Origin of the sequence: Sodalis sp. RH14, from assembly GCF_047324285.1 — a bacterium.
Lineage (GTDB): Bacteria > Pseudomonadota > Gammaproteobacteria > Enterobacterales > Enterobacteriaceae > Acerihabitans.
In genome coordinates this window covers 1,823,159-1,842,012 of the sequence record NZ_CP178739.1, presented here as the reverse complement: position 1 = coordinate 1,842,012, position 18,854 = coordinate 1,823,159, and the positions used below count along the sequence as shown (strand labels likewise).

At 61.1% G+C, this 18,854-nt stretch carries 19 protein-coding genes; 12 read left to right on the top strand and 7 right to left on the bottom strand.

Translation table 11 applies throughout. The annotated features are described in order from the left end of the window. Positions 1 to 5: 5 nt before the first annotated feature. Positions 6 to 1,169 carry a mandelate racemase/muconate lactonizing enzyme family protein gene (locus tag ACL2XQ_RS08225; protein ID WP_410015593.1) on the bottom strand — a complete coding sequence of 388 codons (1,164 nt, stop codon included), beginning with the start codon at positions 1,167 to 1,169 and terminating at the stop codon, positions 6 to 8. A gap of 390 nt (positions 1,170 to 1,559) precedes the next feature. Between ACL2XQ_RS08225 and ACL2XQ_RS08220 the strand changes: the two genes are divergently transcribed. From ACL2XQ_RS08220 to lldD, 12 genes are all read left to right on the top strand, one after another. Next, positions 1,560 to 2,315, top strand: a complete 756-nt coding sequence (locus ACL2XQ_RS08220) for a GntR family transcriptional regulator (RefSeq protein WP_410015594.1) — start codon at positions 1,560 to 1,562, stop codon at positions 2,313 to 2,315. Next, positions 2,312 to 3,244, top strand: coding sequence for a carbohydrate kinase family protein (locus ACL2XQ_RS08215; RefSeq protein WP_413740235.1), 933 nt, complete (start codon positions 2,312 to 2,314; stop codon positions 3,242 to 3,244). The genes ACL2XQ_RS08220 and ACL2XQ_RS08215 overlap by 4 nt, the downstream gene beginning before the upstream one ends. A gap of 1 nt (position 3,245) precedes the next feature. Then, on the top strand, positions 3,246 to 4,097 hold the full coding sequence (locus tag ACL2XQ_RS08210) for a BtpA/SgcQ family protein (RefSeq protein WP_413722516.1): 852 nt from the start codon (positions 3,246 to 3,248) through the stop codon (positions 4,095 to 4,097). Then, complete coding sequence (locus ACL2XQ_RS08205; protein ID WP_410015597.1) at positions 4,094 to 4,831, top strand: hypothetical protein; 738 nt, start codon at positions 4,094 to 4,096, stop codon at positions 4,829 to 4,831. The genes ACL2XQ_RS08210 and ACL2XQ_RS08205 overlap by 4 nt, the downstream gene beginning before the upstream one ends. 10 nt (positions 4,832 to 4,841) lie before the next feature. Further along, positions 4,842 to 5,165 (top strand): hypothetical protein, encoded by a 324-nt coding sequence (locus ACL2XQ_RS08200; RefSeq protein WP_410015598.1) that lies wholly within the window; start codon positions 4,842 to 4,844, stop codon positions 5,163 to 5,165. Beyond that, positions 5,146 to 5,916, top strand: coding sequence for an ATP-binding cassette domain-containing protein (locus ACL2XQ_RS08195; RefSeq protein WP_413730633.1), 771 nt, complete (start codon positions 5,146 to 5,148; stop codon positions 5,914 to 5,916). The genes ACL2XQ_RS08200 and ACL2XQ_RS08195 overlap by 20 nt, the downstream gene beginning before the upstream one ends. After that, the gene (locus tag ACL2XQ_RS08190) at positions 5,913 to 6,965 is read left to right on the top strand and encodes an ABC transporter permease (RefSeq protein WP_413722513.1); all 1,053 of its coding nucleotides are present in this window, start codon (positions 5,913 to 5,915) and stop codon (positions 6,963 to 6,965) included. The genes ACL2XQ_RS08195 and ACL2XQ_RS08190 overlap by 4 nt, the downstream gene beginning before the upstream one ends. Positions 6,966 to 7,145: 180 nt before the next feature. Beyond that, positions 7,146 to 8,099, top strand: a complete 954-nt coding sequence (locus tag ACL2XQ_RS08185; RefSeq protein WP_410015601.1) for an ABC transporter substrate-binding protein — start codon at positions 7,146 to 7,148, stop codon at positions 8,097 to 8,099. A 583-nt stretch (positions 8,100 to 8,682) separates the two neighbouring features. Then, positions 8,683 to 10,410, top strand: a complete 1,728-nt coding sequence (locus ACL2XQ_RS08180) for a non-ribosomal peptide synthetase (protein WP_410015603.1) — start codon at positions 8,683 to 8,685, stop codon at positions 10,408 to 10,410. Positions 10,411 to 10,904: 494 nt separating this feature from the next. Further along, the gene (lldP, locus tag ACL2XQ_RS08175) at positions 10,905 to 12,554 is read left to right on the top strand and encodes an L-lactate permease (protein WP_410015604.1); all 1,650 of its coding nucleotides are present in this window, start codon (positions 10,905 to 10,907) and stop codon (positions 12,552 to 12,554) included. Then, entirely contained in the window at positions 12,551 to 13,348 is a 798-nt protein-coding gene (gene lldR / locus ACL2XQ_RS08170; RefSeq protein ID WP_410015605.1) for a transcriptional regulator LldR, read from the top strand. Before lldP ends, lldR begins: the two co-directional genes overlap by 4 nt. Beyond that, a complete protein-coding gene (gene lldD / locus ACL2XQ_RS08165) occupies positions 13,345 to 14,490 on the top strand; it encodes an FMN-dependent L-lactate dehydrogenase LldD (RefSeq protein WP_413733065.1) in 1,146 nt (381 codons plus the stop codon). Before lldR ends, lldD begins: the two co-directional genes overlap by 4 nt. On the opposite strand, the gene ACL2XQ_RS08160 is transcribed toward lldD, so the two are convergent. Genes ACL2XQ_RS08160 through ACL2XQ_RS08135 form a run of 6 tightly spaced genes read right to left on the bottom strand, consistent with a single transcriptional unit; the run spans position 14,480 to position 18,829 of the window. Further along, positions 14,480 to 15,280 (bottom strand): transporter substrate-binding domain-containing protein, encoded by an 801-nt coding sequence (locus ACL2XQ_RS08160; RefSeq protein ID WP_410015607.1) that lies wholly within the window; start codon positions 15,278 to 15,280, stop codon positions 14,480 to 14,482. The genes lldD and ACL2XQ_RS08160 overlap by 11 nt on opposite strands. Before the next feature lie 39 nt (positions 15,281 to 15,319). Continuing rightward, entirely contained in the window at positions 15,320 to 16,045 is a 726-nt protein-coding gene (locus ACL2XQ_RS08155) for an amino acid ABC transporter ATP-binding protein (RefSeq protein WP_410015608.1), read from the bottom strand. Positions 16,046 to 16,063: 18 nt separating this feature from the next. After that, a complete protein-coding gene (locus ACL2XQ_RS08150) occupies positions 16,064 to 16,750 on the bottom strand; it encodes an amino acid ABC transporter permease (protein WP_413722510.1) in 687 nt (228 codons plus the stop codon). A gap of 10 nt (positions 16,751 to 16,760) precedes the next feature. Next, positions 16,761 to 17,438 (bottom strand): amino acid ABC transporter permease, encoded by a 678-nt coding sequence (locus ACL2XQ_RS08145; RefSeq protein WP_410015610.1) that lies wholly within the window; start codon positions 17,436 to 17,438, stop codon positions 16,761 to 16,763. A 10-nt stretch (positions 17,439 to 17,448) separates the two neighbouring features. Then, positions 17,449 to 18,363 (bottom strand): NAD(P)-dependent oxidoreductase, encoded by a 915-nt coding sequence (locus ACL2XQ_RS08140; RefSeq protein ID WP_413740234.1) that lies wholly within the window; start codon positions 18,361 to 18,363, stop codon positions 17,449 to 17,451. A 19-nt stretch (positions 18,364 to 18,382) separates the two neighbouring features. After that, on the bottom strand, positions 18,383 to 18,829 hold the full coding sequence (locus ACL2XQ_RS08135; RefSeq protein ID WP_413730636.1) for an RpiB/LacA/LacB family sugar-phosphate isomerase: 447 nt from the start codon (positions 18,827 to 18,829) through the stop codon (positions 18,383 to 18,385). Positions 18,830 to 18,854: the final 25 nt, after the last annotated feature.

Below are 18,854 nucleotides of genomic sequence, written 5' to 3'. Positions count from 1 at the left end.
GGCGATTATTCGGCCAGCGCGCGCATCACGCTTATCAGCTCGGATTTCCCCTCGAACCCGATGCCCGGCAGCTCGGGCATCGTGATATAGCCGTTGTCGACGGTCACCGCATCCGGAAAACCGCCGTAGGGCTGGAACAAATCCGGGTAGCTTTCGTTTCCGCCAAGCCCCAGCCCCGCCGCGATATTCAGCGACATCTGATGACCGCCGTGCGGGATACAGCGCGACGCCGACCAGCCGAACTCCTTTAGCACCGCCAGGGTGCGCAGATACTCCACCAGGCCATACGACAAGGCGCAGTCGAACTGGAGATAATCCCGGTCCGGGCGCATGGCGCCGTAGCGCAACAGGTTACGCGCATCCTGGTGGGAAAACAGATTTTCACCCGTCGCCATGGCGCCCGGGTAAAAGCCGGCCAGGGCGGCCTGCAGGGCATAGTCCAGCGGATCGCCGGCCTCCTCGAACCAGAACAGCGGATACTCGCGCAGCATTTTGGCGTAAGCGATGCCGGTTTCCAGATCAAAGCGCCCGTTGGCGTCCACCGCCAAACGGGCGTCGTCGCCGATCTCATCCAGTACGGCGGCGATACGGCGGCGATCCTCGTCGATTGGCGCGCCGCCGATTTTCATCTTCACCACCGTATAACCGCGGTCCAGATAGCCGCGCATCTCCCGGCGCAGCGCGACAAGATCCTTGCCGGGATAATAATAACCGCCGGCGGCGTAGACAAATACGCGGGGATTGGCGTCTACGCCGTGGGTGTCCGCCAGCAGCCGGAACAGCGGCTGGCCGGCGATTTTCGCCGTGGCGTCCCAGAGCGCCATATCCAGCGTGCCCACGGCCACGGAACGCTCGCCGTGGCCGCCCGGCTTTTCATTGGCCATCATCAGGTCCCAAATCCGGTGGGGATCGAGATTATCGCGGTTAGGGTTAAGCACGGCGTCGGCATCCGCCCGCAGGATACGGTCGCGGAAACGTTCACGGATAAGGCCGCCCTGGCCATAGCGCCCATTGGAGTTAAAGCCGTAGCCCACCACGCGCCGGCCGTCCTTAATCACATCGGTGACCACCGCCACCAGGCTGGTGGTCATCTTGCTGAAATCGATATAGGCATTACGGATAGGCGAGGCAATGGGTTTGGTGATTTCAACCACGTCGAGAATTTTCATTATTATCTACCCCGGGGATACTGGTTCGGATGTCGCGGCGATTGTAGCCCCGGGGTGCGCCGGCGGCTAATGCCGGTTGCTATTGTCGCTATGCGCGCAAAGCATGGCGGATGGGCGCGTGTTGACCGCGCGCATTGCCCGATTTAACACGGAGATCACAATCATACTAATTTCCTATGACGGCATTGCCGCCGTAAAATCCGCGCCGACGACGGTCAAATGTCTGGTATTAATTCACTGTTTCCTGACGATAAAAAAGCAAATGCACCTACCCTTCAGTTGCACCAACCCTATTGATTTTAATGATTTTTCTGTGAATTAGCCGGTTGACAGGGATTGTCATGTCATTCAATTATCATGACAACCTATCGGCAACCAGAAAGAATAAACATGCATTGGGATCAGCATGGGCTTGTTTCCGGCCCGCAGCCATTATGGTGGCAAATCGCAGACAGATTACGCCGTGAAATCGAATTCGGCGGATTTAAGCCCGGCGAGGCCCTGCCTTCGGAAACCCTGCTTAACCAGGTGTTCGGGGTCAGCCGCACCACCGCGCGCACCGCGCTGGATAAACTTGAGCAGGAGGGCTTAATCAGCCGCCGCGCAGGTAAAGGCTCCATCGTGCTGCCGCCGCAGGTGGTCCAGCCGCTGAGCCAGATGTCGAGTTTCGCGGAAGATATGCAGCGGCGCGGTTTCAGCGCCGGCTACCAGACCCTCGGCGCCCGCATGGCGGTTCCTCCCGCCGATATTGCCGCCGCCCTGCGCCTGCAGCCCAACGAAAAAGCCTTTATGTCCACCCGGCTGTTAAAAGCCGATGACATGCCGATGGCGTATTCCCACAGCTGGCTGTCGCCCGCCCTTTTTGTCCATCACCCGACGCCCGGGGCCGGCGACCTTGACCGCCAGTCGCTGTATGTCTGGCTGGAACAACGGTGCGGCTGCCGCATCGTCGGCGGCCAGGAAACCATCAGCGCCGCCCTGCTCAACGGCGAACTGTCCCGCGCCCTCCAAGTGGCCAGGGGATCCGCCTGCCTGGTCGCCCGGCGCCTGAGCTACGACGCGGACCAGCGCCCGGTGGAATATGTGACGGTGCATTACCGCGCCGATCGCTACAGCTTTACCATCGATTTGGTGCGTAAATCATGATGGCCGGCAAAGGATTGTTTGTCGGCGATATCAGCCTGGATACCACCTTCGGCATGGATCATATCCCGCAGCCCGACGAAAAAGTCCTGGCGCGCATCAACAGCGAGTCCGCCGGCGGGGTGGTGAGCAACGCCGCCCTGGCCTGCCGCCTGGCGGGCGCGGACGTCACGCTCGCCGTTGAAACCGGCGACGACCTGGTGGCGGATCCCCTGCTGCGGGGCCTGCAACAATCCGGCCTGCGGATTATCAGCCGCAAAAGGCCCGGACGGACCTGCCGCGCCGTAATCCTCCTTGAGCCGCACGGCGAAAAACGGCTGCTGCTGGAGCCGGGCGTCTCGCTGTATCCCAGCCTGGCATGGGTGCAGGCCCTCGATTTACGCGGTATCGACTGGGTGCATACCGCCGTGTACGGCGAGGGGGCGTGGCCCCTGATTGAACAGTGCCGCCGGGCCGGCTGCAAGTGGTCGATTGACCTGGAGCCCGCCACCTTCGCCGGCGGTCTGGAACCCCTCTATCCCCTGCTGTCCGGCGCCGAGGTGGTGTTTTGCAACCAGCGCGCGCTGCGCCAGCTGGGCGATAACGCCGTGGCGCGGCTGCTGGCGCTGGGCGTAACGGCCGTGGTGTGCACCCTTGGCCCGCAGGGCGCGCGCTACGTCTCCGCGGTTCATGACGTGAACGCCCGCGTACCCTTCGACCCGGTCATCGTGGACACCACCGGCGCGGGCGATTGCCTGGCCGGATGGTTTATCGCCGGGCGCCTGGCGGGCGAATCCCTACACCAGTCGCTTACGCGGGCGGTCTTTGCCGCCACCTACAGCTGCGGGGGCATGGGCGCGCAGCCCTCCTACCCCAGCCACGCACAGCTTATGCATTATCAACGCGCCGGCATGCCCGATGGCGATGCCCGCGCCCCGACAGACGAGAGATAAGATGGCCGGACCACAGGTACTTCCCCAAAAACCCGACATGCTTGCCGCGCTGTTCCCGGTAAAAAAACCGGTAATAGGCGTCATACATTTGCAGGCCCTCCCCGGCGCGCCGCGTTATAACGGGCAGGCAATGAAAGACATTTTCGCCGCCGCCGTCGCCGACGCCAAAACCCTGGCGCAGGGCGGCATCGACGGCATTATTATTGAAAACGCCAGCGATCTGCCCTTTTGCCGGCCGGAAAATATCGGCCCGGAAACGGTGGCCGCGCTGACCGCCGCCTGCATGGAAGTGCGCGCCGCGGTGGCGACGCCCATCGGCATCACCTGCGTGGCCAACGGCGCCATTCCCGCGCTGGCCATCGCCAAGGCGGTCGGCGCGCGCTGGGTACGGGTCAATCAATGGGTCAACGCCTATGTGGCCAATGAGGGCTTTATCAACGGTCCCGCGCCGGAAGCGATGCGCTACCGGTCGATGATCGACGCCCGCGATGTCGCCATTTTCGCCGACGTGCACGTCAAGTTTGGCGCCCATGCCATTACCGCCGACCGCGGCATCGCCGAGCAGGCCACCGACGCGGAATGGTTCGACGCCGATGTGCTGATCGCCACCGGCACCCGCACCGGATCGCCCACCGAACCGACCGAGGTGAACGACGTGCGCAACGGCACCAATTTACCGGTTATCGTCGGTTCCGGCCTGTCGCCGGCCCAGGTGCCCGCGCTGTTCAGCGCGGCCGACGGCGCCATTATCGGCCAATGGCTAAAACACGACGGCGCCTGGTGGAAACCGGTGGATGCCCGCCGCGTGGCGCAGTTAATGCAGGCGGTGATGCTGGTGCGGGAGGGCAAATGACGCTGCTGACCGGTGAAACCGACGTATTCTCTTCCCAGCCGTCGACCTCGGCGCGCTGCGTGGTGGCATTTTTGGCCAAACGCCAGACGGACGCGGGCGACGCGGTGTATCAGCGGCAACATTATCAGGCGCTGATGACGCTGCTGGATCAGCTGCGCGGCGAAGGCTGGCTGTTGTCTTTCCGCGCCATGTTTACGCCGGCCGACCAGACCCTCCCGGCGACGGCGCTCGACAGCGGCGCCCTGCACGAATGGGATATGGCCGGCGCCTTTGAGGCGCCGTCCCTTGACGCCGCTCTGGCGGGAACCGTACGTCTTGAACAGGCGGGCTGGTCGCGGCTGTTCGCCACCCAGTGGCTGTTAGGTCCGCGTGAATTCGCCACCGTGAACGGCGGCGGTGCGGATATCCGGCGCCCCTGGGGGTTTATGGCGCTGTGGGAATGGAACGACGCCTGGTGCGAGGCGACGCCCGCCGAACGCACGGAATATGACGCTGAATGCGACGTCGCGTTTAAAGGCGATCTGGCGCTGAATATCAATATCGCCGGCCGTCATCGCCTGGACTGGGCGCATAGCTGGCATCACCTCGGCATCTGGGAAACGGACAGCCTGGACACTGTCTCCCGGGCCATTACCGGCCATCAGGACGCCGCGGATTTTAAATTCACCACCTCACGCCACGTCACCGGCAAGGTTCGCCCGCTGGCCGACCTGCTGTTGCCCGCCGGCGCTTAAGGAGCCCCCTATGTCAGAGAGTATTTGGATCCATTATGCCCGCCCGCGCCCGCGCTGGTATTTACTGACCGATGCCGAACAACAGGAAAAGCGGGACCGGTGGCAAGCGCTTGCCGATCGGGCGGCGACCGACGGCGCGCGGTTTATGGGCCGCTACCATATTCGCGGCCAGCATGATTTCGAGACCGTCGAAGTGTGGAATTTTCCCGACGCGGAAGCCGCCTTCCAGTATTGGTCCGGCCTGACGGGCGCGGCCTACAACCAGTGGTTCGCGTTTGCCAATAACATTGGTCTTGCGGTGGAGAAACACGAAAATGACCATCCCGGTACTTGAAGCCGTGGCCATCAGCCGACACTTCGGCGGCGTCAGGGCGCTGGAGCACGTGGATTTCCGCGTCTATCCCGGTGAAATCTGCGCCCTGATCGGCGATAACGGCGCGGGGAAATCAACGCTGACGAAAATTCTCTCCGGCGCCGATCGGCCCGATGAGGGCGTGATTAAAATCGACGGCCGCGAGGTGGCGTTCGCCTCGCCGGGGGCGGCCCAGGACAGCGGCATCTCCACGGTCTATCAGGATCTGGCCCTGGCCCCGGAGCTGACGCCGGTGGAAAACCTGTTTTTAGGCCGCGAGGAACTGCGCGGCGGCCCGCTGGGCAGGCTGGGCATGCTCAACCGCGCCGTCATGCGCCGCAAAGCGGTGGAACAGTTCGCCCGCCTGGGCGTCAATCTGCGCTCGCTGTCGGTGCCGGTTTCCTCGCTGTCCGGCGGCCAGCGCCAGTCGGTGGCCATTGCCCGCGCCGCCATGTGGGCCGGACGGGTGATTTTTATGGACGAACCGACCGCCGCGCTCGGCGTCGTCCAGACCGAGCGGGTGCTGCAGCTGGTGCGCCAGGTGCGCGACGCCGGCCTGGCGGTGGTTTTGATCAGCCACAATATGCCGCAGGTCCTGGAAATCGCCGACCGGGTCGAGGTGCTGCGCCTGGGCAAAAGCGTGGCGCAGATGCCGACCAAGGGCCTGCGGGTGGAAGATCTGGTGTCGGCCATGACCAGCGGCACCTACGGCAGCGCGGAGGCGGCGCCATGAACAAAACCTTAGTAAATAAACCGGCGCCTGGCGCTGAACACCCCGCCGGAGCGCGTGATACGCTGGCGCGGCTGATCGGCGGCGGCTGGATATTTATTCTGCTGATAGCGCTTATCGCGCTGTTCGGCGTGCTGCGCCCCGAACAGTTCGGCTCGGCCTACAACCTGGCGCAAATCGCCATTAACGCCGCCATTTTGCTGGTGCTGTCGGTGGGGCAAACCTACGTCATCATCGCCGCCGGCATTGATTTATCCGTGGGCGCGGTTCTGGTGTTTTCCTCGGTGGTTTCCGCCCAGGCGATGCTGTCTCTCTCAGGCCAGGCGGGCAATACCTTCGGCACCACCGACGCCGGCTGGGGCGTGATTGCCGCCGGCAGCCTGGTGGCGGTGGCGGCCGGGCTGCTGTGGGGCGCGCTCAACGGTTTCCTGGTGGCCGTGGCCAGAATCCCGGCGCTGATTGTCACCCTCGGCACCTTCGGCATGGCGCTTGGGCTGGCGCAGGTATTTTCCGGCGGCATCGATGTGCGCGCCATGCCGGAAAAGCTGGTGGATGTGGTCGGCGGCGGCGCCGTCGCCGGTATTCCGGTGCTGGTGTTGATCGCGGTGGCGGTGCTGGCCGTCGCCGCTTTTGTACTGCACCTCACCCGCTTCGGCCTGCATGTCTTTGCCGTCGGCTCCAACCTGGAAGCGCTGCGGCGCGCGGGCATCAATGTTAAAGCGCGCCTGGTCGCCATTTACATGATTTCCGGCGCGCTGGCGGGCGTGGCCGCCATCATGTCCAACGCGCGTTTTTCCACCACCACCATCGGCGGCCACGCCATGGATAACCTGGCGACCATCTCCGCCGTGGTGCTGGGCGGAACCAGCCTGTTCGGCGGCATCGGCAGCGTCGCCGGAACCATTATCGGGGTGTTTATCCCCATTATCCTGCTAAACGGTTTTGTCATCCTCGGCATCCCGCCGTTTTGGCAAACCGTGGCGATGGGCATGGTACTGATCCTGGCGGTCTGGATTGATCAGCTCAAACGCCGGGCCCGGGATCGACGTTAACCGCAGGTCACGCTACAGGCACGTTTGCCTGACCTGCGTCGCGAATAGGAAGGGCCGGGGTTTCGCACGCCATGGCCATGCGCCGTGCGCGCATGGCCACCACGCGGTTCGCCATTCCGCCCGCAGGCACGGTTTTATTATCAGTCAACTCAGGTTTCAATCACTTCCTAAGGGGAAATCATGATGCGTAACACCATGGCATTCGCTGTTTTATCGACCTTAACCCTGGCGCTGGCGCCTCCCGCCCTGGCCGCCGGACAAGATCATACCGTCGCGCTGGTCCTGGGGGTGAAGGGGAGTCCTTTTTATCAGGCATTACAGTGCGGCGCGCAGGAAAAAGCACGGCAGATGGGCGTTACCCTGCAGGTTTCCGCCCCCGATCAGTTTGCCGCCGACAGCCAGATCCCGGTGGTGAACGCCGTTACGGCGACCGCGCCGGCGGTGGCCGCGATTGTGCCGACCGATGCGCAGGCCCTGGTGGCGCCGATGAAACAGCTGGCGGCGCGCGGGGCAAAAGTGCTGACCGTCGACCAGACGCTCAATGACAATGGTTTCCTGGCGACGGAAATCATCTCCGACAACGAGCGCGGCGGTAAAATGGCCGCCGAGGCGATGAATACGCTGCTCGGCGGCAAAGGCGAAGTGCTGGTTATTACCCAGCCGCCGGGCTCAAGCGCCCAGGACGCGCGTGAAAAAGGTTTTGCCGAACAGATCAAAACCTATCCCGGTATCACCTACCTCGGCCCGCAGTATCAAAGCGACGACCCGCAGAAGGCGGCGGAAATCATCACCTCCACCCTCTCCGCCCATCCTCGGCTGGCGGGCGTATTTTCCACCAACGATCAGGGCGCCATCGGGGCCGTAACCGGCCTGCGCCAGGCGGGCGCGGCGAAAAAAGTCAAGGTGGTGGCCTATGACGCCGCCACCGCCGAAGTGAGCGCGCTGAAAAACGGCACCATCAACGTGTTGATTGCGCAGAACCCCAAACAGGAAGGCGAAGCGGTCATTACCACCGCGCTGGCGCTGCTGGCCGGCAAGCCGGTGCCGAAACAGACGCTGACCGATCTGGTGACCATTACTGAAAACGATCGTCAAAAAGCCGATAAATACGAATATAAAGCCGACTGCCAATAAGCGCCGGCGCTGGCGGCGCCGCTTAACGGCGCCCTGGCCGCGACGAATAATCATCGATCCGCGCATCCGGCGCCCCGTGGCGGGAAGCCCGCCGGTTGCCCATCAGCCTGCCTTGCCCACTACCAGCCCGGCAGTGGATAAAAACCAATACTAATTAATTAATATGTTTTTTTAAAAAGCACAAATATTGCCATATGCTGGTTTATTCCGCCATTTTACTTATTTTTTTAGCGTTAAATTTTCAGGAATACGTTTTTTTAGCAGCTTGTATTTATTATGGCCTAACCGCCACTGCCGGGTTGTGAAAATAGCATTTTACATTTAAGTTTTCAGTGAATAACTGATTAACGCCTGCCGCAGCCAGGGTGTCATAGCCCTTATCCGGCAGGCGGGCATTTAAGGAGGCAGCGATATTTTTTATTAAGCATAATTATTAATCTGCACATTATAATTGCTGATTATAGCGCTGATTAGCGTTGTAACCGGCGTTATCGGTGTGACAACGTTAATCACGTTGATATTAACTGCGTTATTATGAAATGGAGATTCGAGAATGGTGAGTAATTCCCCTTGCGCTGGAAACATGCATTTTATTCATGCCTTCGAGGCCGCGGCGAAGCGCACTCCGCAGGCTATTGCCCTGGTGGTGAATGACCAATCCATCAGCTACGCCCGGTTGCAGCACATGGCCGGCCATTATGCGCAACAGCTGGCGCATAAAATGGACGCCAAAACGGACGGCATTCTCCTGTGCCTGCCGCGAGGTGTGGAACTGATGGCATCCTTGCTGGCCTGCCATTACCTCGGGGTACCCTACATCCCGCTGGATATTTGCACCGCGCCAGGCCGCGTGATGAAAATTTTGGCGGCCTCGTCCTGCCTGTTGACCTACGACAGCCGCGCGGGTCATATCGGCGGCGCGGACGGGGCTGATGTGGCGACCTTTAGCGCCGTTGCGCAGATAAAACCCGTTCCCGCGGAAAATCCGGCGCCGGCGGCTTATCGTATTTATACCTCCGGCTCCACGGGCGAGCCGAAAGGGGTCAGCGTGGCGCATAGGGGGTGCAGTAACCTGATCAACAGTTTCAGCCGGTTGCTCGAGGCCGGCGGCGAGACCCGCTGGCTGTCGGCAACCTCGGTGTCGTTTGATATGTTCTACCTGGAGTATGCCGTGCCGCTGGCCAACGGCGGGACATTGTTTCTGCTCGACGATGCGCAAACGCATTCAGTCCAGGAGATTGCGTGGCAGTTAATGCGCTGTCAGCCCGATATTTTCCAGTCGACGCCGTCCATGCTCAAATGTCTTTTACCCTATCTGCAGGATGATTGGCGATTCAACCGGCTCCTGGTGGGAGGAGAACCCTTGGGACGGCAGTTATCCGCCCGGCTGTCGGCGCGCGCGCGCTGGTTATGCAACCTCTACGGGCCGACGGAAACCACCGTCTGGTCAACGGCGCATGTCATCACCCGCGCCGGCGATAACCGCATCGGTCGTCCAATCGACCATACGCAGATAAAAATTCTGGATGACGCGCGGCGCGAGATGAAGGCGGGGGAACCGGGTAATATTTTCATCGGCGGAGCCGGGGTGGCGTTGGAATACCTTAACAACCCTGCCCTGACCGCCGAAAAATTCATTGCTCTTCCCGGCGAGCAGACAGAGGGGCGTTTTTATGATACCGGCGATATCGGTCTAATCGATGCGGAAGGCGTGCTGAATTACCTGTACCGGGATGGCGATTTTTATAAGGTCAGCGGGTACCGTATCGACTGCGCCGAAGTGGTGGACGCCCTGGAGAAATGTGCCGGCGTCGCGGCGGCGGCTGTCGTTGTCCTGGAAGGCGATGGGGATGATGAATCGGTGATCGTCGGCTGGCTGAAAATGGACAAGCCTGGGCAAGGGATTGATACGGGAGCCATTCGCCTGGAACTTGAAAATGAGCTGGGTCATTATATGATTCCGCGCTATTTTTATCCTATTGACGATTTGCCTTATTCCATCAGCGGCAAGCTGGATAAAAAAGCCTTGATCACCATGACCAAAACCAAGATCAAAGAAATGGAGCACATTGTGATGGGGCAAAAAAACGCGCCGGGAAAAGACGCCTTAAATCATCCATTAATAGATATTTTGGGTCATTATATAAATATTGACGGTATGTCGCTGAATGATAATTTTTTCCATCGCGGCCTGTCCTCCATCCAATTGGTCTCCTTCCATCTTGAGCTGAAACAATTATATCCCGATATTAATTTGCACGACCTGTGCGCGCGCCCAACGATTAATTTACTACTGGCGCCTTATCATTAATTTCTAGCGCGCACCGCCTTATATTCTACGTGGAAAAGCGCGGATATAGGGCGATATTACGCGCAGCTTCGCAACAGGTCGGCCGGCATCATGCGCGCAGCCTCTCCCGCACGCCGCGCGGCAACCGGCCCGCGTCAAGATGGTCTCCCGCCTATCCTCGCCCAAATGTACCGCTGCGAAACACTACGCCACGCCTTTTGGTCCGACCAATAACAAAAAAATTGTGACTATTGCAGGCAAATCAATAAAAAAGCCCATGAAGCGTTGCTATTTGTTATCGATTCATTAATTTTATGTATCAAGAGAATTGCTTAAATGTTTTGGTAGGACCAATTTTGTGTAACAGCCAGCCCGTTGGCGACCATTTCATTCACATTTTTTTCATGACCAAGGCCAAGTTTGCTGTCTGCGCCAACCCTATTCGCCGGGCAGGACGCGCCCGGGCGGCCCGGCGCATACCCACCGACGGACATCAAGTCACAGGAGAGCATGACATGCCAATCTGGCCACAGAATTACGACCCGCTCGGCAATATCTGGCTATCGAGCCTGGTCGCCGTGATTCCCATCGCGTTTTTCTTTTTTGCGCTGATTAAATTACGCCTGAAAGGCTACCTGGCGGGCACTATTACCACCATCCTGGCCCTGCTGGTGGCGCTGCTGTTGTTCCGCATGCCGCTCGATCGGGCGCTGGCCTCGGTGGTTTACGGCTTTTTCTACGGCTTATGGCCGATTGCATGGATTATCATCGCCGCCGTTTTTGTCTATAAGATTTCCGTCAAGACCGGCCAGTTCGATATCATCCGCTCCTCTATTTTGTCGGTTACCCCCGATCAGCGCCTGCAAATGATGATTGTCGGTTTTTGTTTCGGCGCGTTCCTGGAGGGGGCCGCCGGATTTGGCGCGCCGGTGGCCATTACCGCCGCGCTGCTGGTGGGGCTGGGTTTTAAGCCGCTGTACGCCGCCGGCTTATGCCTGATCGCCAATACCGCGCCGGTGGCCTTCGGCGCCATGGGCGTGCCGATTATCGTCGCCGGGCAAGTGGCCAATATCGACCCCTTTACTATCGGGCAAATGGTCGGCAGACAGTTGCCGTTCCTGACCATTATCGTGCTGTTTTGGATCATGGCGATCATGGACGGCTGGCGCGGGATCCGGGAAACCTGGCCCGCGGTCCTGGTGGCGGGGATCTCCTTCGCCCTGGCCCAGTATCTGAGCTCGAATTTCATCGGGCCCGAACTGCCGGATATTATCGCCTCGCTGGTATCGCTGGTATGCCTGACCCTGTTCCTGCGCGTCTGGCATCCGGCGCACATCTTCCGGTTCAGCGACGGCGGCCAGCCGGCCCAGCCGGCGCCGGCCGTGACCTATACGGCCGGGCAAATCGTCCGCGCCTGGATGCCGTTTATTTTCCTGACCGCCACGGTAACCCTCTGGAGCGTGCCGCCGTTTAAAGCGCTGTTTGCCGCCGGCGGCCCGCTGCAAAGCTGGGTGGTAAGCATTTCCGTGCCCTTCCTGGATAAGCTGGTGGCAAAAACGCCGCCGGTGGTGGCGACGTTCCTGCCGTACCCGGCGGTGTATAAGTTCGACTGGCTCTCGGCCACCGGCACCGCCATTATGGTGGCGGCCTTTATCTCGATCGCCTATCTGCGCATGAAGCCGCGCGCGGCGCTGGCGACATTTAAAGAGACCCTGCGGGATCTGGCGCTGCCTATCTACTCCATCGGCATGGTGCTGGCCTTTGCCTTTATTTCCAATTATTCCGGCCTGTCCGCGACGCTGGCCCTGGCCCTGGCGCATACCGGCCGGGCGTTTACCTTTTTCTCGCCGTTCCTCGGCTGGCTGGGCGTATTCCTTACCGGGTCCGACACCGCCTCGAACGCCTTGTTCGCCGCGCTACAGGCCACCACCGCGCAGCAGATCGGCGTATCCGACGTGCTGCTGGTGGCGGCCAATACCACCGGCGGCGTCACCGGCAAAATGATTTCGCCGCAGTCCATCGCCATCGCCTGCGCGGCGGCGGGGCTGGTGGGCCATGAGCCGGATTTATTTCGCTTTACGGTGAAGCACAGCCTGATTTTTTGCAGTATCGTCGGGGCTATCACTACCCTGCAGGCGTATATTTTGCCTTGGATGATCCCATGACCTTACCTGATGATATCCGCGTGGCCGACCATATCGCCCTGCGTCTCAAGCAGTTGATAGCGGAGCGCGGGCTGGCCGCGGGCATGCGCCTGCCGGCCGAGCGCCAGCTGGCATCCCAGCTTGGCGTATCGCGCTCATCGGTACGCGAGGCCATCCAGCAACTCAGCAGCCAGGGGTGGGTGGTCAGCCGTCGCGGCGGCGGCACCTACGTTCAGGATGATTTTCATCAATGGTCCGGGCAGCGCATCGTCCTGCCGCTGAAAATGCTGATGGCCGAGGATCCTGATTATCGTTATGACGTACTGGAAGCGCGGCTGGCTATCGAGGCCAGCACCGCATGGCACGCTGCGCGGCGCGCCACCGACACCGACAGGGAGCGGCTGCGGGTGTGTTTTGACGCCACGCTGCGGGTCAGCGAGAGCGACGATCCCGATCTGGCCGCGCAGGCCGACGTGCGTTTTCACCTGGCCATTGCCGAGGCCTCGCACAACCTGGTGCTTTTGCAAACCATGCGCGGTTTGTTCGAGCTGCTGCAATCCTCGGTAATGCAAAGCCGGCGGCGCATGTATACGGTGCCGGTGATTTTCGCCAAATTAACCGAACAACACCATGAATTGCTGCAGGCCATACTGGCCGGCGACCCCGAACGCGCGCGCAGCGCGGCGATAACACATCTGGAGTGCGTCCATACCACGCTGAAAGCCCTGCACGAAGACGAAGCCCGGCAGGCGCGCGTTACCCGCCTGGCTTATCAGGATACCGACACCGACATGATGCGAGAACAGGATACATGATCATTTCAGCTGCAACCGATTATCGCGCGGCGGCCCAACGTAAGCTGCCGCCCTTTTTGTTTCACTACCTGGACGGCGGCGCCTACGCCGAATACACCTTAAGGCGCAATGTCGAGGACCTGGCGCAGGTGGCGCTCAGGCAACGGGTGCTCAGGAATATGTCGCAGCTGAGCCTGGAGACGACGCTGTTCGGCCAGCGGCTCGCCATGCCGGTCGCCCTCGCCCCGGTCGGACTTTGCGGCATGTATGCCCGGCGCGGCGAGGTCCAGGCCGCCAGGGCCGCCGCAAGCAAGGGCATCCCCTTTACGCTGTCCACCGTCTCGGTCGGCACCATCGAGGAGGTCTCTTCCGCCATAAAACAGCCGATGTGGTTCCAGCTCTATGTGCTCAAGGACCGCGGCTTTATGCGCAACGCGCTGGAGCGCGCCAAGGCCGCGGGTTGCTCGACGCTGGTGTTCACGGTGGACATGCCGGTTCCCGGCGCCCGCTACCGCGATGCCCACTCGGGCATGAGCGGGCCGAACGCGGCGCTGCGCCGCTATCTGCAGGCGATAACCCATCCCGCCTGGGCCTGGGATGTCGGGGTGCGCGGACGTCCCCACGTGCTCGGCAATATCTCCGCGTATGTGGGCAAACCCACCGGCCTGGAAGACTATATCGGCTGGCTGGCGAAAAACTTCGATCCGTCCATCTCCTGGAGCGACCTGGAATGGATCCGGGAATTCTGGCAGGGCCCCATGATCATCAAAGGCATACTTGACCCGGAGGATGCCCGGGACGCGGTACGCTTCGGCGCGGACGGCATCGTGGTGTCCAACCACGGAGGACGCCAGCTCGACGGCGTGCTCTCCTCCACCCGCGCGTTGCCCGCCATCGCCGACGCGGTCAAAGGCGATATCGCTATCCTCGCCGACAGCGGCATTCGCAACGGCCTCGACGTGGTGCGCATGATTGCGCTGGGCGCCGACACCGTGCTGCTGGGGCGCGCGTATATCTATGCCCTGGCAACGGCAGGGGAACAGGGGGTGGCCAACCTGCTCACGCTTATCGACAAGGAAATGCGCGTGGCCATGACCCTCACCGGCGCCCGCGCCATCGCCGAGATCACGCGCGAGTCGCTGGTCCGGCATTCTATCGATTAATGATTTCCGGCGGGATCGGCTCGCCATGGTATTTTTGATAAATAGCGTTCAGTTTGCCGTTTTTCAGATTGGCGGCAATCCACTCGTCCAGTTTGGCTTTCAGCTCCGGCTGCCCTTTCGGCACCCCGATCGCCAAATCGAACACCTGCAGGGTCATTTTCGGCTCAAACGCCAGCTTCGGGTTCTGTTTTTTTATCTGGTTAACCAAGGTGGCCGACGTCGCCACCGCAAAAGCCTGCCCGCTCACCGCGGCAGTCACAAGCGTCGCGTCGTCGTCATAACGCTGCACGGTAAAACCCCGTTTTGCCGCTTCCGTACTCAGCTGCGTATCCTGGGTGGTACCGCGCGTCACGGTAATCGCTTTACCTTTCAGGTCGTCCCAGCCGCCGATTTTCGTCGCCGCGGGCGCGCCGATAACCGACCGCAATCCGGCATAAGCGCGTGTAAAATCGATTACCTGCGCCCGCTGCGGCGTTACCGACAGGGTTGATATGACGATATCCGCCTTACCCGTTTGCAGATTGGGGATCCGCGTCGGACCGGTGGTCTCGATAAACTGCAGTTTCAACCCCCAATCCTGCGCCAGCAACTGCGCGGTTTCCACATCCGACCCTATCGGCTTCAGGCTGGCGTCCAGCATCCCGGAAGGGGGAATGGACAAATCAGTCGCCACCCGTAGCGTGCCCCGCTCCTTGATCTCCTGCCAGGCGTTGGTCGCCGCCGCGGCGGGATTAAACGCCAGCCACAAAAACAGGGTGCCCAACAAAGCCAATCGTTTCATATATCGCATAGTTTTCTCCAGGGTTACCTGACGGGCCAACGCCGCCGGCTACAGCTCGTTGGCGATAAAATCCTGCAGCGCCGGGGTGGCGGGCTGTTTTAAAATGGCGGCGCCGCCGCTTTCATGCACGGCGCCCTGGTGCATAAACACCACTTTGTCGGCGATGCGCCGGGCAAAATTCATTTCGTGCGTCACCATGATCATGGTCATCCCGCTGCCCGCCAACCGTTCGATAACACGCAGCACTTCGCCGGTCAGCTTGGGATCGAGCGCGGAGGTCACCTCGTCGAACAGCATCACCTTCGGCTTCATGGCCAGCGACCGGGCGATGGCCGCGCGCTGCTGCTGTCCGCCGGAAAGCTGCTCCGGATAGCTATCCGCCTTATCAGCCAGACCCACCTGCTCCAGCACCGAATGCGCCAGGCGCCGCGCGTCGGCTTTCGATTGTTTTTTAACCGACATCGGCCCCAGCGTGATATTTTGCTCAATGGTGAGATGGGGAAACAGGTTATAACTCTGGAACACAATGCCGACATCCTGACGCAGCTTACGCAGGTCAAGATGGGGATCCTCGACGCGATGGCCGCACACCTCGATGCTGCCACCGTTAATCTTCTCCAGCCGATCGATACAGCGCAGCGCGGTGCTTTTCCCCGACCCGCTGGCGCCAATCAACGCCACCACCTGCCCCCGATCCACGGAAAAAGACACATCGTTAAGCACCGGCACCGCGCCAAAGCTTTTTTGCACCTTATCAAGCACGATAATCGACATAATGATTTCCTTTAACGCTTAGGCCATTCTGGTCAGCGCCGCGTTTTGCCGCGCCGTTTTTTTAACCATGGCGCGGCGTTCAAGCCTGCGGCTTAATACCGACACCGGAAAACACAGGCAAAAATAGAGCAAAGAGACAATCAGATAGGTAATAAACGGCTCGAAGATCGAGTTATTGATAAGCTGCCCGGCCCGCGCCAGCTCGACAAAACCCACCACCGACGCCAGGGAGGTATTTTTGATGATCTGCACCGAAAATCCCACGGTGGGCGGCGTCGCCAGCCGCACGGCCTGCGGCAGTATCACCTTGAACAGGCGCTGGGCGCGGGACAGCGCCAGGCATTCCGCCGCTTCCCACTGCGCGCGCGGCACCGCCTGCAGGCAGCCGCGCCAGATTTCCCCCAGGTAAGCGCTGGCGTACAGGGTCAGCGACACCCCGGCGGCAAACAACGGGGAAATACTGAACCCCAGCGACGGCAGGCCGAAATAAATCATAAACATAATGATAAGCAGCGGCGTGCCCTGGATAAGCTGGACATAGGCGCTCACCAGAAAACGCACGCCGCGCAGCGGCGCGATACGCCCCAGGGCCACCAGGAAACCGACCAGGCCGCCGCCGCCGAAGGCCATCAACGACAGGATCAGGGTCCAGAAGGCGCCCTGCAGCAGGAACTGAATATGCGCGGGATTAAGGGAAGAATTCATGTCTCGCTCCTCAAAGCGGGGTGCCAAGGCGGCGGCGGCGGGGAAAAGCCGCCAGCCCCACCAGCCAGAACGCAAATCGCATCAGGAACGACAGGGCCAGGTAAATACCGGCGACGACAAAAAAGGTTTCAAACGGCCGGTAGGTCTCCGACTGGATAAAATTGGCCGTGGCGGTCAGTTCCTCCGTCGAAATCTGCGACGTCACCGACGAGGCGAGCATCAACAGAATAAACTGGCTGGTCAGCGACGGATAAACCCGTTCTATCGCCGGACGCAGCGCCACATGCCAATATTGCTGCCAGGTGGATAACCCCAGCGTTTCCGCCGCTTCCCATTGCCCCGGATGGATGGACTCAAAGCCGGCGCGCATGATCTCCGCCGTATAGGCGCCGACGTTTATCGTCAGCGCGATCACCGAGACGGTGAACGCCGTAAACGAAAAACCCAGGCTGGACAGCCCGAAATACACCAGGAAGATCTGCACCAGAAACGGCGTATTGCGAATGGCTTCGATATACACCCCCGCGATACGGGAACACCAGGCACACTCGGAACGGCGCGCCACCGCGCATAAGGTGCCTATCAGAAAACCGAAAACGGTGGTGATGACCGCCAGCTCGGCGGTGAGCAGCGCGCCGTCCCTCAGCATCTGCCATTGCGTGAATATCGCCGTGAAATCAAGCTTCATAACCCGCTACCTATTTTGTCGCCGCCGCCGTTTCCCGCCCGGTGATCCGGTCGTAAACCCTGAACAGCGCCTGGTTGCCGTTAGATCCCTCGCCGTGGGCCTGCGCGTCCTGGTATTGCGTCGCCACCAGCGCGGTGGCCGGCAGCGGCACCGGACGCTCTCGCGCCGCGTCCAGCACCAGACGCAAATCCTTCATCATCAAATCGATGCGAAAGCCGGCGGAGGTATCGCCCCCGATCATGGCCGAGCCCAGTTTGTCGAGCATCCAGGACGCCGCCGACCCCCCCAGCAGCACCTCGCGCATCTGGCCAAGATCGATGCCATAGGCGCGCCCCAGCGCCAGCGCCTCGCAAATGGCCTGGATATTGATGGCGCAAATCAGCTGGTTGCACAGTTTCACCGTTTGACCGGCGCCGGATTGCCCGACATGGTTAATGGTGGTGCCCATTGCCCGCAGGAAAGGTTCGGCGCGGGCGAATCCCGCGGCGTCGCCGCCGACCATAATGCTCAGGGCGGCGTTTTTCGCCCCCGCCGGCCCGCCGGATACCGGCGCGTCCAGCATGATCACGCCCTGCGCCGCCAGCGCCCGGCTCATGGCGCGCGTCGCCTCCGGCGCGATAGTACTCATATCCACGTAGAGGCCGCCGCGCGGAGGGCACGCCAACAGTCCCCCGTCGCCGCGCACCACGGCTTCCACCTGCGGCGTGTCGGGCAGCATGGAGATCACGATATCGGCGTCGGCGGTGGCGTGCGCCATATCCCGCGCCGGCTGTATCCCATACGCCGCCAGCGCCGCAACGGCCGCCGGCAGCACATCATAGGCGCGCACGCTAAAGCCGGCCTGGGCGAGGTTACGCGCCATCTCGCGTCCCATGACGCCCAGGCCGAGGAAACCGACGTTGCCTTTTGGTGTTAAATCATTCATGTGATTGCCTCCCCCAGGATCAGTCCTGCTGTTCAAGACGGTTAAGTTTGTCGACCCGGCGGACAAAGTCCTTATCGCGGACAAACCGGGCCTGCAAAAACGCGTCGACCAAATCGCGCGCCAGCCACGATCCGACGATTTGCGCGCCCATGCACATCACATTGACATCATCGTGCTCCACCCCCTGGTGCGCTGAATGGATGTCGTGGCACACGGCGGCGCGGATGCCGTTGATTTTGTTGGCGGCGATCACCGCGCCCACGCCGGTGCCGCACACCAGGAGGCCTCGGCGCCCGGCGTCCTGGCGCACCTTAGCGCACAAGGCATGGGCGATATCGGGAAAGTCGACCGGGTCGGGCGTGTGGCTGCCGATGTCGTCCACCTCATGGCCGGCGGCACGCAGCCAGTCGGCCAGTTCCAGCTTCAGCCGGAAGCCGGCGTGATCGCTGCCAATAACGATATTCATTCGGGTTTCCTTCTGCGGTCGTGGT

What these genes read in the sequence shown, in the direction of transcription:
- ACL2XQ_RS08215 (WP_413740235.1), top strand. Translation starts at nt 2,312, where the DNA reads ATGATGGCCGGCAAAGGATTGTTTGTCGGCGATATCAGCCTGGATACC.
- ACL2XQ_RS08195 (WP_413730633.1), top strand. Translation starts at nt 5,146, where the DNA reads ATGACCATCCCGGTACTTGAAGCCGTGGCCATCAGCCGACACTTCGGC.
- ACL2XQ_RS08210 (WP_413722516.1), top strand. Translation starts at nt 3,246, where the DNA reads ATGGCCGGACCACAGGTACTTCCCCAAAAACCCGACATGCTTGCCGCG.
- lldP (WP_410015604.1), top strand. Translation starts at nt 10,905, where the DNA reads ATGCCAATCTGGCCACAGAATTACGACCCGCTCGGCAATATCTGGCTA.
- ACL2XQ_RS08225 (WP_410015593.1), bottom strand. Translation starts at nt 1,169, where the DNA reads ATGAAAATTCTCGACGTGGTTGAAATCACCAAACCCATTGCCTCGCCT.
- ACL2XQ_RS08135 (WP_413730636.1), bottom strand. Translation starts at nt 18,829, where the DNA reads ATGAATATCGTTATTGGCAGCGATCACGCCGGCTTCCGGCTGAAGCTG.
- lldR (WP_410015605.1), top strand. Translation starts at nt 12,551, where the DNA reads ATGACCTTACCTGATGATATCCGCGTGGCCGACCATATCGCCCTGCGT.
- ACL2XQ_RS08190 (WP_413722513.1), top strand. Translation starts at nt 5,913, where the DNA reads ATGAACAAAACCTTAGTAAATAAACCGGCGCCTGGCGCTGAACACCCC.
- ACL2XQ_RS08180 (WP_410015603.1), top strand. Translation starts at nt 8,683, where the DNA reads ATGCATTTTATTCATGCCTTCGAGGCCGCGGCGAAGCGCACTCCGCAG.
- ACL2XQ_RS08200 (WP_410015598.1), top strand. Translation starts at nt 4,842, where the DNA reads ATGTCAGAGAGTATTTGGATCCATTATGCCCGCCCGCGCCCGCGCTGG.
- ACL2XQ_RS08140 (WP_413740234.1), bottom strand. Translation starts at nt 18,363, where the DNA reads ATGAATGATTTAACACCAAAAGGCAACGTCGGTTTCCTCGGCCTGGGC.
- ACL2XQ_RS08145 (WP_410015610.1), bottom strand. Translation starts at nt 17,438, where the DNA reads ATGAAGCTTGATTTCACGGCGATATTCACGCAATGGCAGATGCTGAGG.
- ACL2XQ_RS08220 (WP_410015594.1), top strand. Translation starts at nt 1,560, where the DNA reads ATGCATTGGGATCAGCATGGGCTTGTTTCCGGCCCGCAGCCATTATGG.
- ACL2XQ_RS08160 (WP_410015607.1), bottom strand. Translation starts at nt 15,280, where the DNA reads ATGCGATATATGAAACGATTGGCTTTGTTGGGCACCCTGTTTTTGTGG.
- ACL2XQ_RS08185 (WP_410015601.1), top strand. Translation starts at nt 7,146, where the DNA reads ATGATGCGTAACACCATGGCATTCGCTGTTTTATCGACCTTAACCCTG.
- ACL2XQ_RS08205 (WP_410015597.1), top strand. Translation starts at nt 4,094, where the DNA reads ATGACGCTGCTGACCGGTGAAACCGACGTATTCTCTTCCCAGCCGTCG.
- lldD (WP_413733065.1), top strand. Translation starts at nt 13,345, where the DNA reads ATGATCATTTCAGCTGCAACCGATTATCGCGCGGCGGCCCAACGTAAG.
- ACL2XQ_RS08150 (WP_413722510.1), bottom strand. Translation starts at nt 16,750, where the DNA reads ATGAATTCTTCCCTTAATCCCGCGCATATTCAGTTCCTGCTGCAGGGC.
- ACL2XQ_RS08155 (WP_410015608.1), bottom strand. Translation starts at nt 16,045, where the DNA reads ATGTCGATTATCGTGCTTGATAAGGTGCAAAAAAGCTTTGGCGCGGTG.